At 67.2% G+C, this 13435-nt stretch carries 18 protein-coding genes and 1 pseudogene; 5 read left to right on the top strand and 14 right to left on the bottom strand.

All coding sequences use genetic code 11. The features are described 5' to 3' along the window. Positions 1-315: 315 nt before the first annotated feature. From rpsQ to BLV31_RS09145, 12 genes are all read right to left on the bottom strand, one after another. Positions 316-600 (bottom strand): 30S ribosomal protein S17, encoded by a 285-nt coding sequence (gene rpsQ / locus BLV31_RS09200; protein ID WP_024101619.1) that lies wholly within the window; start codon positions 598-600, stop codon positions 316-318. Next, positions 597-833: a 50S ribosomal protein L29 gene (gene rpmC / locus BLV31_RS09195; protein WP_006554603.1), complete on the bottom strand. Its 237-nt coding sequence runs from the start codon at positions 831-833 to the stop codon at positions 597-599. Before rpmC ends, rpsQ begins: the two co-directional genes overlap by 4 nt. Further along, on the bottom strand, positions 833-1249 hold the full coding sequence (gene rplP / locus BLV31_RS09190; RefSeq protein WP_006554604.1) for a 50S ribosomal protein L16: 417 nt from the start codon (positions 1247-1249) through the stop codon (positions 833-835). The genes rpmC and rplP overlap by 1 nt, the downstream gene beginning before the upstream one ends. A gap of 4 nt (positions 1250-1253) precedes the next feature. Then, the gene (gene rpsC, locus BLV31_RS09185) at positions 1254-2051 is read right to left on the bottom strand and encodes a 30S ribosomal protein S3 (RefSeq protein ID WP_006554605.1); all 798 of its coding nucleotides are present in this window, start codon (positions 2049-2051) and stop codon (positions 1254-1256) included. Beyond that, positions 2051-2443, bottom strand: coding sequence for a 50S ribosomal protein L22 (rplV, locus tag BLV31_RS09180; protein ID WP_006554606.1), 393 nt, complete (start codon positions 2441-2443; stop codon positions 2051-2053). The genes rpsC and rplV overlap by 1 nt, the downstream gene beginning before the upstream one ends. After that, complete coding sequence (gene rpsS / locus BLV31_RS09175; RefSeq protein ID WP_003938088.1) at positions 2440-2721, bottom strand: 30S ribosomal protein S19; 282 nt, start codon at positions 2719-2721, stop codon at positions 2440-2442. The genes rplV and rpsS overlap by 4 nt, the downstream gene beginning before the upstream one ends. A gap of 19 nt (positions 2722-2740) precedes the next feature. Then, entirely contained in the window at positions 2741-3574 is an 834-nt protein-coding gene (rplB, locus tag BLV31_RS09170; RefSeq protein WP_024101620.1) for a 50S ribosomal protein L2, read from the bottom strand. Positions 3575-3612: 38 nt separating this feature from the next. Beyond that, entirely contained in the window at positions 3613-3918 is a 306-nt protein-coding gene (gene rplW / locus BLV31_RS09165) for a 50S ribosomal protein L23 (protein WP_006554608.1), read from the bottom strand. Beyond that, the gene (gene rplD, locus BLV31_RS09160; protein WP_006554609.1) at positions 3915-4598 is read right to left on the bottom strand and encodes a 50S ribosomal protein L4; all 684 of its coding nucleotides are present in this window, start codon (positions 4596-4598) and stop codon (positions 3915-3917) included. Before rplD ends, rplW begins: the two co-directional genes overlap by 4 nt. Continuing rightward, positions 4595-5248 carry a 50S ribosomal protein L3 gene (gene rplC, locus BLV31_RS09155; protein WP_006554610.1) on the bottom strand — a complete coding sequence of 218 codons (654 nt, stop codon included), beginning with the start codon at positions 5246-5248 and terminating at the stop codon, positions 4595-4597. The genes rplD and rplC overlap by 4 nt, the downstream gene beginning before the upstream one ends. Positions 5249-5293: 45 nt before the next feature. Further along, on the bottom strand, positions 5294-5599 hold the full coding sequence (rpsJ, locus tag BLV31_RS09150) for a 30S ribosomal protein S10 (RefSeq protein ID WP_003938093.1): 306 nt from the start codon (positions 5597-5599) through the stop codon (positions 5294-5296). A 484-nt stretch (positions 5600-6083) separates the two neighbouring features. Continuing rightward, the gene (locus tag BLV31_RS09145) at positions 6084-7592 is read right to left on the bottom strand and encodes an amidase (protein ID WP_064060444.1); all 1509 of its coding nucleotides are present in this window, start codon (positions 7590-7592) and stop codon (positions 6084-6086) included. Positions 7593-7913: 321 nt separating this feature from the next. Between BLV31_RS09145 and BLV31_RS09140 the strand changes: the two genes are divergently transcribed. The 5 genes from BLV31_RS09140 (at position 7914) to BLV31_RS09120 (ending at position 12138) form a co-directional block, all read left to right on the top strand. Next, on the top strand, positions 7914-8021 hold the full coding sequence (locus BLV31_RS09140; RefSeq protein WP_248846195.1) for a GntR family transcriptional regulator: 108 nt from the start codon (positions 7914-7916) through the stop codon (positions 8019-8021). 150 nt (positions 8022-8171) lie between these two features. Then, positions 8172-9233, top strand: a complete 1062-nt coding sequence (locus BLV31_RS09135) for a daunorubicin/doxorubicin resistance ABC transporter ATP-binding protein DrrA (protein WP_064060446.1) — start codon at positions 8172-8174, stop codon at positions 9231-9233. Beyond that, positions 9230-10096, top strand: coding sequence for an ABC transporter permease (locus tag BLV31_RS09130; protein ID WP_019288604.1), 867 nt, complete (start codon positions 9230-9232; stop codon positions 10094-10096). Before BLV31_RS09135 ends, BLV31_RS09130 begins: the two co-directional genes overlap by 4 nt. A 4-nt stretch (positions 10097-10100) precedes the next feature. Next, a complete protein-coding gene (locus tag BLV31_RS09125; RefSeq protein WP_064060447.1) occupies positions 10101-10982 on the top strand; it encodes an ABC transporter permease in 882 nt (293 codons plus the stop codon). Positions 10983-11082: 100 nt separating this feature from the next. Then, positions 11083-12138, top strand: coding sequence for an esterase/lipase family protein (locus BLV31_RS09120; protein ID WP_019288606.1), 1056 nt, complete (start codon positions 11083-11085; stop codon positions 12136-12138). A 23-nt stretch (positions 12139-12161) separates the two neighbouring features. Here BLV31_RS09120 and BLV31_RS24660 read toward each other — a convergent pair. After that, positions 12162-12302 (bottom strand): annotated as a pseudogene (locus BLV31_RS24660) (IS30 family transposase); the annotation flags it as partial. Positions 12303-12552: 250 nt separating this feature from the next. After that, positions 12553-12807 (bottom strand): hypothetical protein, encoded by a 255-nt coding sequence (locus BLV31_RS25365; protein ID WP_064060448.1) that lies wholly within the window; start codon positions 12805-12807, stop codon positions 12553-12555. Positions 12808-13435 lie beyond the last annotated feature (628 nt).

Raw genomic sequence — 13435 nt, 5'->3', positions numbered from 1 at the left:
TCTCCTTGACCTGGATTGGTGTGTACGTCAGATTTCCGACCTGGACGTACGCGGTCGTCGGTTGCCTGCGGCGCACGCGCGAATCACACACGGGGTCCCGTAAGCAACCCGTCCAGAGTAGGCCATATACCGTACGCAGGGCAAATTCGCGAATTGTGATGTCACTCCCCACCCCGGAACCGGGCGTGTCGCAGCGACGTCCACCGCTCCCCCACGCGAGGGCTGCACCTACTACCCGACGCACAGCACCCCACCGCCCGCGGTGCGGGTGGTGGGGTGCTGCATGTTCTCGGTCCTGTCGAGGACGAGGAGGCCTTACTTGGCCTTCTCGAGCACCTCGACCAGACGCCAGCGCTTCGACGCGGACAGCGGACGGGTCTCCATCAGCTGCACGCGGTCGCCGATGCCGGCCAGACCGTTCTCGTCGTGCGCCTTCACCTTGGTCGTACGGCGGATGATCTTGCCGTACAGCGGGTGCTTCACCCGGTCCTCGAGCTCGACGACGATGGTCTTCTCCATCTTGTCCGAGACGACGTAACCGATGCGGACCTTACGGCTCGCGCGCTGTTCCTGGTTGCTCACTGCCTTTTCCTCACTCATGCCACGTCACCCGCATTCGGGCCGGTGGCCAGTCCGAGCTCGCGCTCGCGCAGCACCGTGTAGATACGGGCGATCTCGTTGCGCACCACGCGGAGCCGACGGTTGTTGTCCAGCTGGCCGGTGGCCATCTGGAAGCGGAGGTTGAACAGCTCTTCCTTGGCTTCGCGGAGCTTGTCGGTCAGCTCTTCGTCGCTCAGCTCGCGGAGTTCCGCGGCGGGGGTACCGGTAGCCATCAGAACTGCTCCTCCCTCGTCACGATGCGGCACTTGCAGGGGAGCTTGTGCATCGCGCGACGCAGAGCCTCGCGCGCAATCTCCTCGTTGGGGTAGCTCATCTCGAACAGCACGCGACCGGGCTTGACGTTCGCGACCCACCACTCCGGCGAACCCTTACCGGAACCCATGCGGGTCTCGGCAGGCTTCTTGGTGAGGGGGCGATCCGGGAAGATGTTGATCCAGATCTTGCCGCCACGCTTGATGTGCCGGGTCATGGCGATACGAGCGGACTCGATCTGCCGGTTGGTGATGTAGGCCGGCTCGAGAGCCTGGATGCCGTAGTCACCGAAGGCCACCTGGGTTCCGCCCTTGGCGGCACCCGTACGGCTCGGATGGTGCTGCTTGCGGTGTTTGACCCGCCGGGGGATCAACATTGCGTCAGCCCTCCTTGTTCTCGGTCGAGGCAGGAGCGTCGCTCGATGCGGCGCGGCCGGCCTCGGTGCTCGTCGCGGTGGTGCCCGACGCGCCGGAACGACGCGGGCGGCTCGGACGCTCACGACGCGGCCGGTCGGCGGGAGCAGCTGCAGCAGCAGCGAGCTCACGACGGCCACCGACGATGTCGCCCTTGTAGATCCAGACCTTCACGCCGATGCGGCCGAAGGTGGTCCGTGCCTCGTAGAGGCCGTAATCGATGTCCGCGCGCAGCGTGTGCAGCGGGACGCGACCTTCGCGGTAGAACTCCGAACGCGACATCTCGGCGCCACCGAGGCGGCCCGAGCACTGCACGCGGATGCCCTTGACGTTCGGCTGACGCATGGCCGACTGGATGGCCTTGCGCATCGCACGACGGAAGGCGACACGGTTCGAGAGCTGCTCGGCGACGCCCTGCGCCACGAGCTGAGCCTCGGACTCCGAGTTCTTGACCTCGAGGATGTTCAGCTGGACCTGCTTACCGGTCAGCTTCTCGAGCTCGGCGCGGATGCGATCGGCCTCGGCGCCGCGGCGTCCGATGACGATCCCGGGACGAGCGGTGTGGATGTCCACACGCACACGGTCGCGGGTGCGCTCGATCTCGACCTTCGCGATGCCGGCGCGCTCGAGGCCGGAGGCCAGGAACTTGCGGATCGCGACATCTTCCTTGACGTAGTCCGCGTACTGCTTGTCCGCGTACCAACGAGACTTCCAGTCGGTGGTGACGCCCAGACGGAAGCCGTGCGGGTTGATCTTCTGGCCCACTACTGAGCTCCCTTCCGGCGGTTACGAGTCGAGGCCGACCCGACGCTTTCCACGATCACGGTGATGTGGCTCGACCGCTTGCGGATGCGGAACGCACGGCCCTGGGCACGCGGCTGGAACCGCTTCAGGGTCGCACCCTCGTCCACGTACGCAGTCGCGACGACGAGCGTGCTGGGGTCGAGGTTGTAGTTGTTCTGCGCGTTCGCAGCGGCCGACGCGATCACCTTGGCGACCGGCTCGGCCGCGGCCTGCGGCGCGAACTTGAGGATGGCCAGGGCCTCCTCGACGGACTTACCGCGAACGATGTCGACGACGCGGCGCGCCTTCATCGGGGTCACGCGCACGTGGCGCGCAACAGCCCGAGCGCTGTTGGTGGTGGTTTCAGTGCTCATCGACGCTTGCTCTTCCGGTCGTCCTTGATGTGGCCCTTGAACGTACGGGTCGGCGCGAACTCACCGAGCTTGTGACCGACCATGGACTCCGAGACGAACACCGGCACGTGCTTGCGTCCATCGTGGACAGCGAACGTATGACCGATGAAGTCGGGCAGAATCGTGGAACGGCGCGACCAGGTCTTGATGACCTGCTTGGTGCCCTTCTCGTTCTGCGTGTCCACCTTCGCCAGGAGGTGGTCGTCGACGAACGGGCCCTTCTTGAGGCTGCGTGGCATTCTCTAACTCCCTCCTTGACTAGCGCTTCTTGCCGGTACGGCGACGACGGACGATGAGCTTGTCGGACGCCTTGTTCTTGCGGGTGCGGCCCTCGGGCTTGCCCCATGGGCTGACCGGGTGGCGACCACCCGAGGTCTTGCCCTCGCCACCACCGTGCGGGTGGTCGACCGGGTTCATCACGACACCACGGACGGTCGGGCGCTTGCCCTTCCAGCGCATACGGCCGGCCTTGCCCCAGTTGATGTTCGACTGCTCGGCGTTGCCGACCTCGCCGACGGTGGCGCGGCAGCGCACGTCGACGCGACGGATCTCGCCGGAGGGCATACGCAGCGTGGCGTAGGTGCCTTCCTTACCGAGGAGCTGGATGCTCGCGCCGGCGGAGCGGGCCATCTTGGCGCCGCCACCCGGACGCAGCTCGACCGCGTGGATGGTCGTACCCGTCGGGATGTTGCGCAGCGGCAGGTTGTTGCCGGGCTTGATGTCGGCGTTGGGGCCCGACTCGACGGGAGCACCCTGCACGAGGCCCTTGGGGGCGATGATGTAGCGCTTCTCGCCGTCCACGTAGTGGAGCAGCGCGATGCGCGCGGTGCGGTTGGGGTCGTACTCGATGTGAGCGACCTTGGCCGGCACGCCGTCCTTGTCGTTGCGACGGAAATCGATCAGGCGGTAGGCGCGCTTGTGTCCGCCACCCTTGTGACGGGTGGTGATGCGGCCGTGCGCGTTACGTCCACCGCGACCGTGCAGCGGGCGCACCAGCGACTTCTCGGGCGTCGACCGAGTGATCTCGGCGAAGTCCGCCACGCTGGCGCCACGACGGCCCGGCGTAGTCGGCTTGTACTTACGGATTGCCATGAGTCTTCTCGTCCTCTATCTCTCGAGAGTTCCGATCGCTAGGCGACCGGGCCTCCGAAGATCTCGATGGGCTTGCTGTCGGCCGTGAGGGTCACGAGCGCGCGCTTGGTGTTCTTGCGCTTGCCGTAACCGAACCGGGTCCGCTTGCGCTTGCCCTGACGGTTGGCGGTGTTGACGCTGCTCACCTTGACGCCGAAGACCTTCTCGACGGCAATCTTGATCTGCGTCTTGTTCGAGTCCGGATGGACCAGGAAGGTGTAGGTGCCCTCTTCCATCAGCCCGTAGGACTTCTCGGAGACGACGGGAGCCAGCAGGATGTCGCGAGGATCGGCGATCGTGCTCACTTGCTCTCCTCCTTCACTTCCTGGCCGGACTCGGCCGGCCCGTGGATGAACGTGTTGAGCGCCTCGACGCTGAACACGACGTCATCGCTGTAGAGCACGTCGTAGGTGTTCAGCTGATCCGGCGCGAGCGCGTGGACGTTGGGAAGGTTCTGAACCGACTTCCACGCCGCCACGTCTTCACGGCCGACGACGAGCAGGACCTTCTTGCGGTCGCTGATCTCGCCCAGGAACGTGCGAGCACTCTTCGTCGACGGGGTCTGACCCGCGACGAGTTCGGTGATCACGTGAATGCGCTCGTTGCGCGCCCGGTCGGAGAGGGCTCCGCGCAGGGCGGCGGCCTTCATCTTCTTGGGGGTGCGCTGGCTGTAGTCGCGCGGCTGCGGGCCGTGGACGGTGCCACCGCCGGCGAACTGCGGCGCACGGGTCGAGCCCTGACGTGCGCGGCCGGTGCCCTTCTGGCGGTACGGCTTCTTGCCACCGCCGCGGACCTCGCCGCGGGTCTTGGTGGCGTGCGTTCCCTGGCGGGCCGCGGCGAGCTGCGCGGTGACGACCTGGTGCAGCAGCGCGATGTTCGCGGGAGCGTCGAAGATCTCGGCGGGGAGATCGACGGAGCCGGAGGTCTGGCCACCGGGGGCCTTGACGTCCAGGGTCAGCTTGGTTGCGGTCTCGGTGCTGGTCATGCCCGTGCACCACCCTTCACTGCGGTCTTGACGATCACGAGGCCGCCCTTGCGACCCGGGATCGCGCCCTTGATCAGCAGCAGACCGTTCTCGGCGTCCACCTTGTGGACCGAGAGGTTCTGCGTCGTGATGCGGTCGGAGCCCATACGGCCGGACATGCGCGTGCCCTTGAACACGCGGCCCGGGGTGGCGCAACCACCGATGGAGCCCGGACGACGGTGCACGGCCTGCGTACCGTGCGACGCACCCTGGCCGGCGAAGCCGTGACGCTTCATGGTGCCGGCGAAGCCCTTGCCCTTCGAGGTGCCGGTGACGTCGACGTAGGCGCCGTCCTCGAACACCTCGGCGGTGAGTTCCTGGCCGACCTCGTACTCGGAGGCGTCCTCGATCCGGAGCTCGACCAGGTGACGGCGCGGCGTGACGCCGGCCTTCTCGAACTGGCCGCGAACCGGCTTGTTGACCTTGCGCGGCGCGATGGCACCGTAGGCGAGCTGCACGGCGTTGTAGCCGTCGCGCTCCTCGGTGCGGATCTGCGTGACCACGTTCGGTCCGGCCTTGACGACGGTGACCGGGACAACCCGGTTGTTCTCGTCGAAGACCTGGGTCATGCCGAGCTTGGTGCCCAGGATTCCCTTGATCTGGTTAGTCATGTGTTGTCTCCGCTGCGTCTTTCACAAGCTCGCTGTAATCGAATGTCACTGAATGTTGACGTCGACACTCGCCGGGAGATCGATGCGCATGAGCGCGTCGACGGTCTTCGGCGTCGGGTCGAGGATGTCGATGAGCCGCTTGTGCGTCCGCATCTCGAAGTGCTCGCGCGAGTCCTTGTACTTGTGCGGCGAGCGGATGACGCAGTACACGTTCTTTTCAGTGGGCAACGGCACCGGGCCGACCACGCGGGCACCCGTACGGGTCACCGTCTCGACGATCTTGCGCGCAGATGCGTCGATCGCCTCGTGGTCATAGGCCTTGAGCCTGATGCGGATCTTCTGTCCCGCCACGCTTAGTGTCCTTTTCTTGCCGCGTTTCGTGATCCCCGGCGGAGCCGGAAACCACCTCGTCTGCACAGTTCCCCAGGGAACGGCGACCGAGAACAGCACTCGAACACAGTGCGAGCCGGACGTATCCGATCCGCTTGCCGCTGTTCATCTGTCATTGTTCTCCGGTCCACGCGGTCGGGCGTGTCGGCCCGCCGCTCATTCCCAGGCGTCGATGCTGGAAGGCTTCGACACCGCAAGGAACGGAACCGGCTGCGCTCCACAGGAGCACACAGGGGTACTGCTTCCGTCTTGCATGTGGCCGCGACCAGGCCGTGAGGCTCGATCCGCGACTGTCACGTCTTTCCCGATCCGAGCCGCGAAACATCCATGGCCCGGTCAAGGCAACCCGACCAGTATGCAGGAGCACGGCCGAGAGTTCAACTCACGACGGTGCGTGATGTACACCTCGGCGATACGCCGTGCGGTCGGATCCGCGTGGTCGAACCTAGCCGATGGGGTTCATCGGCAGGGTCCGAACCGGAGCGGCCGCCCCGATCGTATTCGTCGGGTCGGGACCGGGGCCCGGCTGCACCTGCGCGACCTCGGGGACCCGCGCGCCGGCGGCGACGAGCTGCGGCTCGTCGCGCCAGATCGGCAGTGCCTTCTGCAGTTCGAGCCCGATGCCGATGAGATGTTCGTCCTGCCACGGCCGCGCACCGAGCTGCACACCGACCGGCATCCCCGTCGCGGCGGAGTACCCGGCGGGCAGGGTCACCACGGGGGCACCGGAGTAGTTCGCCCATCGCACGGGGCCCGTCACTCCGGCCGTGACACTGATGCCGAGGAACTCCTGGCGTCGTGCGCCGTCGACGGAGGCGCCGGGCAGCATGATCGCGTCGAGATCCTGGTCGACGAACATCCGGTTGTAGTCGCTCTGGTACCGCAGACGGTCGCGTTCGAAGGTGAGGTAGTCGCCCACCGGCACGGCCAGCGAGGCCACCGCCGTGCCCGCGGCCACCGCGTTCTCGGGGCGATACAGGCCGAGCCGGTCGGTGAACTGCTGGTGGTAGGCACCCATCTCGACCTGGTCGCCGGTCGCGAGGGATTCCGGCAGGGACGGCATCGTCACCGGGACCGTGACCGCACCGAGCGATTCCGCCACCCGTGCCGCGTCGTCGACGACGCGCTGCACCGCCTCGGGGGGTGCGGGATTCGTGTTCACGGGCAGTCCGATCCGCACGCCGGCGAGGGGACTCGCTCCCCCGACGGCCGTCACGGGATAACCGCCCTCGGGAACGTCGGGGCCGAGTGCCGTGATCGGGTCGGCCGGATCCGCGCCCGCGAGCACGGTCATCATCAGGGACGCGTCGGCGACGCTGCGGCCCATCGGACCCACGTGGTCGCGGGTCCAGGTCAGCGGGATCATGCCGTGCGAGGTGATGCGCCCGTAGGTCGGCTTGATCGACGAGACACCGCAGGCGCTCGCCGGGAACCGGACCGAACCGCCGGTGTCGCTACCGATCGCGAGGGGCGCGAACCGCGCGGCGAGCACGGCCGCGCTGCCGCCGGACGATCCGCCGGGCGACATCTCGGTGTTCCACGGATTGCCCACCTGAGGGGTGGCGACACCGATCGCGAACTCGTCGGTGTGCGCGTGCCCCATGAGCACCGCACCGGCGTCCTCGAGTCGACGCCACACACCCGAGTGCCCGGCCGCGATGTTGCCCTCGAGGACGCGACTCGACGCGGTGAGCGGAAGCCCGGACACCGCGAAGATGTCCTTGAGAGCGATCGGGAGCCCGCACACGAGCGGCGCCGGGGTCCGATCGCGGCGCGCACGGGCGAGCCGCTCCCCCGCCGCCTCGGCCGCCGCGTAGGCCACTTCGGGGTAGAGCCGGATCCACGCACCGATCGCTCCGTCGTACGAGCGCGTGCGGTCCAGACAGGCATCGAGCAGTTCGCGCGGGTGCAGCTCGCCGGCGTGCAGCAGCGCTGCCGCCTCGACCGCACTCATCCTCGCGGGATCGGTGACGGTGTCGGGTGGAGGAAGCCTGCGTGGCGGAGCCGCACGACCGCTCCCCGCGGTCGCACCCCACGCGAACAATCCGCCGGCGGCCCCTCCCAGTAACCGTCGGCGTGATACTCCGGTGCTCACCCGCCAACCAAACCATCCAGTGCGTTGCGAGCCAGGTTAGGGCACGGTAGGTGTGCCACATGTCACCTCCGGCTGTGATGCTACCGAGACCGTGAAGTGACAAGGCGGATCATGTACTAGGAGAAGGCGCGCAGCTGGGGGACGGATGCGGTCGCCTCGCACGAACGGTTGCTGCAGGCGTTGCGCACCGGTGACGTCGAGGCCACCGGACGCGAGACGCGCGAACACTTCACCGACGGGGCCCATCGACTCGTCGAACACCTCGACGATCTCGGCGTCTGGTCCTGACCGGCCGGCGTGGACACCCCAAGGGGCAGGGCGTCGGCGCCGACGCGCATGTCCGTCCGCCCCTCCCGGGACCGTTCGCCCCGGTACGATTCCGACGGTGACGGACCGACCCGTCCCCGACGGGGACCGAGATCTACGGCGGGGTGTGATGTGAGCGATCACGACCAGGCAGTTCTCGTGGAGGACGTCCACAAGTCGTTCGGCGACGTCCACGCACTCGACGGGATCAGCTTCTCTGCACCGCCGGGCCGTGTCCTCGGCATCCTCGGCCCCAACGGCGCCGGCAAGACCACGATGGTCAAGGTGCTGTCGACGCTGTTGCGCCCCACCTCGGGTCGCGCCGTGGTCGCCGGGCACGACGTGGTCGCCGACGCCGCGGCGGTCCGGCGTTCGATCATGATGACCGGCCAGTTCGCAGCACTCGACGACACTCTCACCGGCCGGGAGAACCTGATCCTGTTCGGGCGCCTGATGGGCCTGGACAAGAAGTCCGCTACCCGACGCGCCGACGAGCTGCTCCGGGAGTTCGATCTCGTCGACGCCGGTCGCCGTCCAGTGAAGGGCTACTCCGGCGGTATGCGTCGACGGGTCGACATCGCGTGCGGCCTCGTGGTCCGGCCCAAGGTGGTCTTCCTCGACGAGCCGACCACCGGTCTCGACCCGCGCAGCCGGCAGGGTGTGTGGTCGCTGGTGGCAGCGCTCAAGGAGCAGGGCATCACGGTGCTGCTGACCACGCAGTACCTCGAAGAGGCCGACGTGCTGAGCGACAACATCATCGTCATCGACAAGGGCACCGTGATCGCGGAGGGCACCGCGAACCAGCTGAAGTCCTCCGCCGGTGGCACCCACTGCGAGATCGTTCCGGTGGACCCGCGGGCGATCCCCGAGATCCTGCACGTCCTGGACGGTCTCCTCCCCCAGGACGTGCTCGTGGGCACGGTCCCCGACACGGATCGGGTGTCCGTCCCGGCGCCCGACGGCGCCGCGACCCTCACCGAGGTGCTGCGGCGCATCGAACCCCTGGGCATCGAACTCGCCGACATCGGCCTGCGACGTCCTTCGCTCGACGACGTCTTCCTCCGCCTCACCAGGCACTCCGCATCCGCTCCCGACGGCAGCAACCCGGCGGACGGTGGCCTCACGGACGGCGGCCCGGCAGCACTTCCCGACCCGGAGCGGGCGGAGCCTGCGTCGGCAGGTGAGCGGCCGTGACGGCCCGCACCGACGAGACGGTCCGCGGGACGGAGACCCCCACGGTCTCGTTCACCGACTCCTCGTCCACCCTTCCCGCACGCCGGGGAGGCGTCCACCGCCGGATCACGCCGTCGGGGGTCGAGCAGTGGTGGGTGCTGACGCTCCGGTCGTTGCGCACGATGGCGCGGTACGGCGAGCTGGTCCTCGCGGTCCTGGCACCGTTCGTCTTCGGTCTCGGTTTCTATCTGCCGCTCAAATTCGTCATGCAGTTGCAGGGCATCGACTACGCGCAATTCCTGATGCCCATCATCGTGCTGCAGTCGATGGCCTTCACCGCCATCTCGGCGGCGCAGCTGGCAGCGCAGGAGGGCACGACCGGCGTGACCTCGCGTCTGCAGACGCTGCCCGTCGCCCCGGCGGCGCCCCTGGCCTCACGGATGACGGCGAGCATGGTGCGGTCGGTCATCTCCTTGGCCGCCGCGATCGGATTCGGTTATTTCATCGGTTTCCGTTTCTCCGCCGGCCCCGGGCAGGCAGTGTTGTTCTGCGCGACCGCACTGATCATCAGCCTGTTGTTGTGCCTGGGCGCCGACGCGATCGGATGTCTGTCCCGGAGCCCCGAGGCGACAGCGCAGGCGCTGACCCTGCCGCAGCTGATCCTCGGGATGCTCTCGTGCGGTTTCGTGCCCGAGGAGGGATTTCCCGAGTGGATCAGACCGTTCGTCCGCAACCAGCCGATCTCGCAGTTCTCCTTCGCGATGCGCGATATGGCCCAGGACGGGGTGACCTGGGAAGTCTTCCGGCCGAGCCTGTTCTGGATGATCGGGCTGGCCGTGATCTGCATCCCGGGCGCCGTGTGGGCCGCGACGAGGCGGGAGTGAATCGATGAGCGAGACCGTCGAGACACAGCGGGCGCGGGCCCGATCGCGAGAGCGGGCAGGGACGCCGGGCCGCGCCTTCGCCTATCCCGAACCGGATCGCATCCGCAGCGAGAGTTCCCTCGGTGCGTTGTGGGAGCACAGCCGCCTGCAGTGCGGTCGACTGCTGCTCAGATGGGCCCGTGATCCCGCCACGATGATCCAGGCGCTCATCTATCCGGCGCTCACCCTGGTGATGTTCCGCATCGTGCTCGGCGACAGCATCACCGCCGCGACCGGCTATTCGTCGATCTTCGGCACCGTCCCCATGATCGTGCTCGTCGGCGCAATGTTCGGCTCGGTGGTCAGCGCGGTGGGATTGCGCACCGAACGTGATTCCGGCCTGCTGAGCCGCTTCCACACGCTGCCCGTTCATCGTTCGGCGGGGCTCGTGGGCCGGTTGATGGCCGAGATGGTGCGCGTGTTCGTCACCTCTCTCGTGATCTTCGCCGCCGGCATGGCGCTTGGCTTCCGGTTCACCCAGGGCCTCGGTCCCACCCTGCTCATCCTCGTGGTCCCACTGATCTTCGGTCTGGGCTTCGCGATGATGGTGACCGCTCTGGCGACTCTGCCGGGGCGCACGCCCCTGGTCGAGACCGTCTCGATTTTGTGCACCCTGCTCATGTTCTTCAACTCGGGGTTCGTGCCGGTCATGGCGTATCCGAGCTGGTTGCAACCCGTCGTGGCGAACCAGCCGATGTCCTGCGCGATCGACACGATGCGCGCGCTGGCGATGGGAGGGCCTGTCGCCGAGCCCTTCCTGAAGACGGTCGCGTGGTCGGTGGGGATGGTGGCGGTCTTCGTGGTCCCCGCCGTCGTCGGTTACCGGCGCTCGGCCGAACAGAATTGATCTTCCGCTGCCCGGAACGTCCCCCGACGGGCTGCTATCCTACTCGGCGATCCCCCAACCAGCACGAACATACGATCCCCATGTTCGTCGAGGAGTACCGATGATCCGTGCGCGTCGCAGCGTCGTAGCCACAGCCACTGCTGCCCTCGCCCTTGCGTCGTCGATGTTCGCCACCCCGGCGGTATCGGCGGCCGATCCTGCCCCTGCCGCGCCGGCGCCTACCATCACCGTGCCCGATCCGGCTCCCCTGCCCACCTCGGCAGACGCTCCGGGGAGCCCCCTCGCGACCCTGCTGAGCACGATGGGTGAGGGGGTCGAGGGAGCCAACGACCTCGGCTGCGTCCCGTCGCCGGACCATCCCCGGCCGGTCGTCCTCGTGCACGGCACCGGGACGGGCATGTACCCCACATGGGTCTACGTCGCTCCCGAACTCGCACGGCTCGGCTACTGCGTGTACGCGTTGAACTACGGCGCTGCGCAGGGATACTTCGATCCCGAGCGCACGGTCTGGGGTGTCTCGGACATCGAACGGTCCGCCGTGGAACTCGGAACGTTCGTCGATGCCGTTCGCGAGCACACCGGCTCCGAGCAGGTGGATCTGGTCGGCCACTCGCAGGGGGGTGTCGTCTCCCGTCAGTACCTCAAGTTCGAGGGTGGGACGGACGCGACGGATCCCTCCCGCAACCGGGTCCGGAACCTCGTCATGTTGGGCGCGACGAATCACGGCACCACCTTCAACGGCCTGCAGCAGCTGTACACGGTGCTCGCGGTGCTCGGCGTGACGAACGGCAACGATGCCTTGGCCGAGTTGCTGTTCCGCGGGAGCAATCTCGGCGCGGCCGGGCAGCAGCAGCTGATCGGGTCGCGCATGCTCAGCAATCTCAACGAGGGTGGCGACACGCTTCCCGGCGTGACCTACACCTCGATCGCGACGCGCCACGATCAGATCGTCACACCGCCCGAGAGCTCGTTCCTGCGCCCGGGACCGGACGCCGAGGTCCACAACGTGTGGGTTCAGGACGGCTGCCCGGATTCGCCCGCCGACCACTCCACGATCCTCGTACGACCCGAATCGCTCCACCTCGTGAAGTCGGCGCTCGACCCCGGATACGCTGCGGCCCACGCGGTGCCGTGCGACCTACCCGAGAACGGATAGGGCCACCCGGCGATTCGCTCGTCGACACGGACCGGCAGCGTGCCGACCAGCGTCACAAGGACATCACGGATCGTCTCGGCAGGGTGGTCCCCGTCGGGCAGGTGCCCGAGCATCACGTAACGGGTCGTGCGTTCGACGAGCGTGACGATCGCGGACTGTTCTGCTCCCCGGTGATGTAGGGGTGGGACCGGGGCGCGGTGTCGGGATTACCCCCGGTCCGTTTCCCCGGCCCGCCCTCCGCACCGGACGTGCGACTCTCATCGCATCCGGCGCTCCACGGACTGCCACCCTCAGGCGGGAACCGACGTTCCCGTGCTGGACCATGGTGTGGGGATGTTGCTCGCTCGCCACCGATACCGAGTAACCGCAACGGTGGTGGTGTCGAACATGACGATCCCGTTCTCCTGCGGACGATTACCTGGCCTGCCGGTCAGGAACCGTCGGTAGAGATCCGCCCACGTGATCCGTCTTCGACGGATAGGTGTAGACACTCATCTTGTTCGTGCCCTTCCTGCGACGCCGCTGGATGCGGAACCCCAGAAAGTCGACACCCTCGTCCAGGTGGCATACCCGGGTCTTCTCGGCGGACAGCCGCAGCCCCAAAGGGGCTATCACGTCCGCCACTTCGTCCCAGAGTGCATCCGCATGCGCTTTGGTTCCGACCACCATGATCGAAGAAACCGTCCGCATACCGCACGATCCGATAGGTGGCGCCGCCGCGTTTGCGGTGCACCTCGCGCCCGTAGGAACTGCCGTGGGCGTCCCATTTCGCACAGAAATGTGCATCCAACACCGTCAGAGCGATGTTGGCGAGCAGCGGTGAGAGTATGCCGCCCTGGGGTGTGCCGGTGTCGGATTCCCTGACCGTTCCGTCGCCGGACATGATGCCCGCCTTCGACAAACGCCTTGATCAGAGCTAGAACGCGCCTGTCGACGATCCGAGTGCGGACCCGCTCCATGATCGCGGAATGGTCCAATTCGTCGAAACACGCCGCGATATCGGCCTCGAACACCCAATGATGATTTCGGGTCCCCCAAGCATGCATCTCGGCGATCGCGTCCTGAGCGCGACGCCTCGGACGGAAATCGTAGCTGACCGGTGTGAAATCCGCCTCGAAGATCGGCTCCAACACCAGCACAACAGCGACGCTTGCACCGTGCGGTCCATCGCCGTGGGGATACCGAGCCGCCTGAGCTTGCCGCTCCCCGGCTTGGGCATCATTCTCTCCCGCACCGGAAGAGGAGCAAAGGTCCGAGACTTCACCTGCTCTCGCACCTGCCCCAGGAATGCTCATGC

The sequence above is a fragment of the Rhodococcus pyridinivorans genome, assembly GCF_900105195.1.
In the GTDB taxonomy this organism is placed as follows: domain Bacteria; phylum Actinomycetota; class Actinomycetes; order Mycobacteriales; family Mycobacteriaceae; genus Rhodococcus; species Rhodococcus pyridinivorans.
The sequence above is the reverse complement of the archived record's forward strand: the minus strand, read 5'-3'. Positions and strand labels throughout refer to the sequence as shown.

What these genes read in the sequence shown, in the direction of transcription:
- BLV31_RS25365 (WP_064060448.1), bottom strand. Translation starts at nt 12,807, where the DNA reads ATGGTGGTCGGAACCAAAGCGCATGCGGATGCACTCTGGGACGAAGTG.
- BLV31_RS09125 (WP_064060447.1), top strand. Translation starts at nt 10,101, where the DNA reads ATGAGCGAGACCGTCGAGACACAGCGGGCGCGGGCCCGATCGCGAGAG.
- rpsS (WP_003938088.1), bottom strand. Translation starts at nt 2,721, where the DNA reads ATGCCACGCAGCCTCAAGAAGGGCCCGTTCGTCGACGACCACCTCCTG.
- rpsQ (WP_024101619.1), bottom strand. Translation starts at nt 600, where the DNA reads ATGAGTGAGGAAAAGGCAGTGAGCAACCAGGAACAGCGCGCGAGCCGT.
- rplB (WP_024101620.1), bottom strand. Translation starts at nt 3,574, where the DNA reads ATGGCAATCCGTAAGTACAAGCCGACTACGCCGGGCCGTCGTGGCGCC.
- rplD (WP_006554609.1), bottom strand. Translation starts at nt 4,598, where the DNA reads ATGACCAGCACCGAGACCGCAACCAAGCTGACCCTGGACGTCAAGGCC.
- rplP (WP_006554604.1), bottom strand. Translation starts at nt 1,249, where the DNA reads ATGTTGATCCCCCGGCGGGTCAAACACCGCAAGCAGCACCATCCGAGC.
- BLV31_RS09145 (WP_064060444.1), bottom strand. Translation starts at nt 7,592, where the DNA reads ATGAGTGCGGTCGAGGCGGCAGCGCTGCTGCACGCCGGCGAGCTGCAC.
- rplV (WP_006554606.1), bottom strand. Translation starts at nt 2,443, where the DNA reads ATGAGCACTGAAACCACCACCAACAGCGCTCGGGCTGTTGCGCGCCAC.
- rplC (WP_006554610.1), bottom strand. Translation starts at nt 5,248, where the DNA reads ATGACTAACCAGATCAAGGGAATCCTGGGCACCAAGCTCGGCATGACC.
- rpmC (WP_006554603.1), bottom strand. Translation starts at nt 833, where the DNA reads ATGGCTACCGGTACCCCCGCCGCGGAACTCCGCGAGCTGAGCGACGAA.
- BLV31_RS09120 (WP_019288606.1), top strand. Translation starts at nt 11,083, where the DNA reads ATGATCCGTGCGCGTCGCAGCGTCGTAGCCACAGCCACTGCTGCCCTC.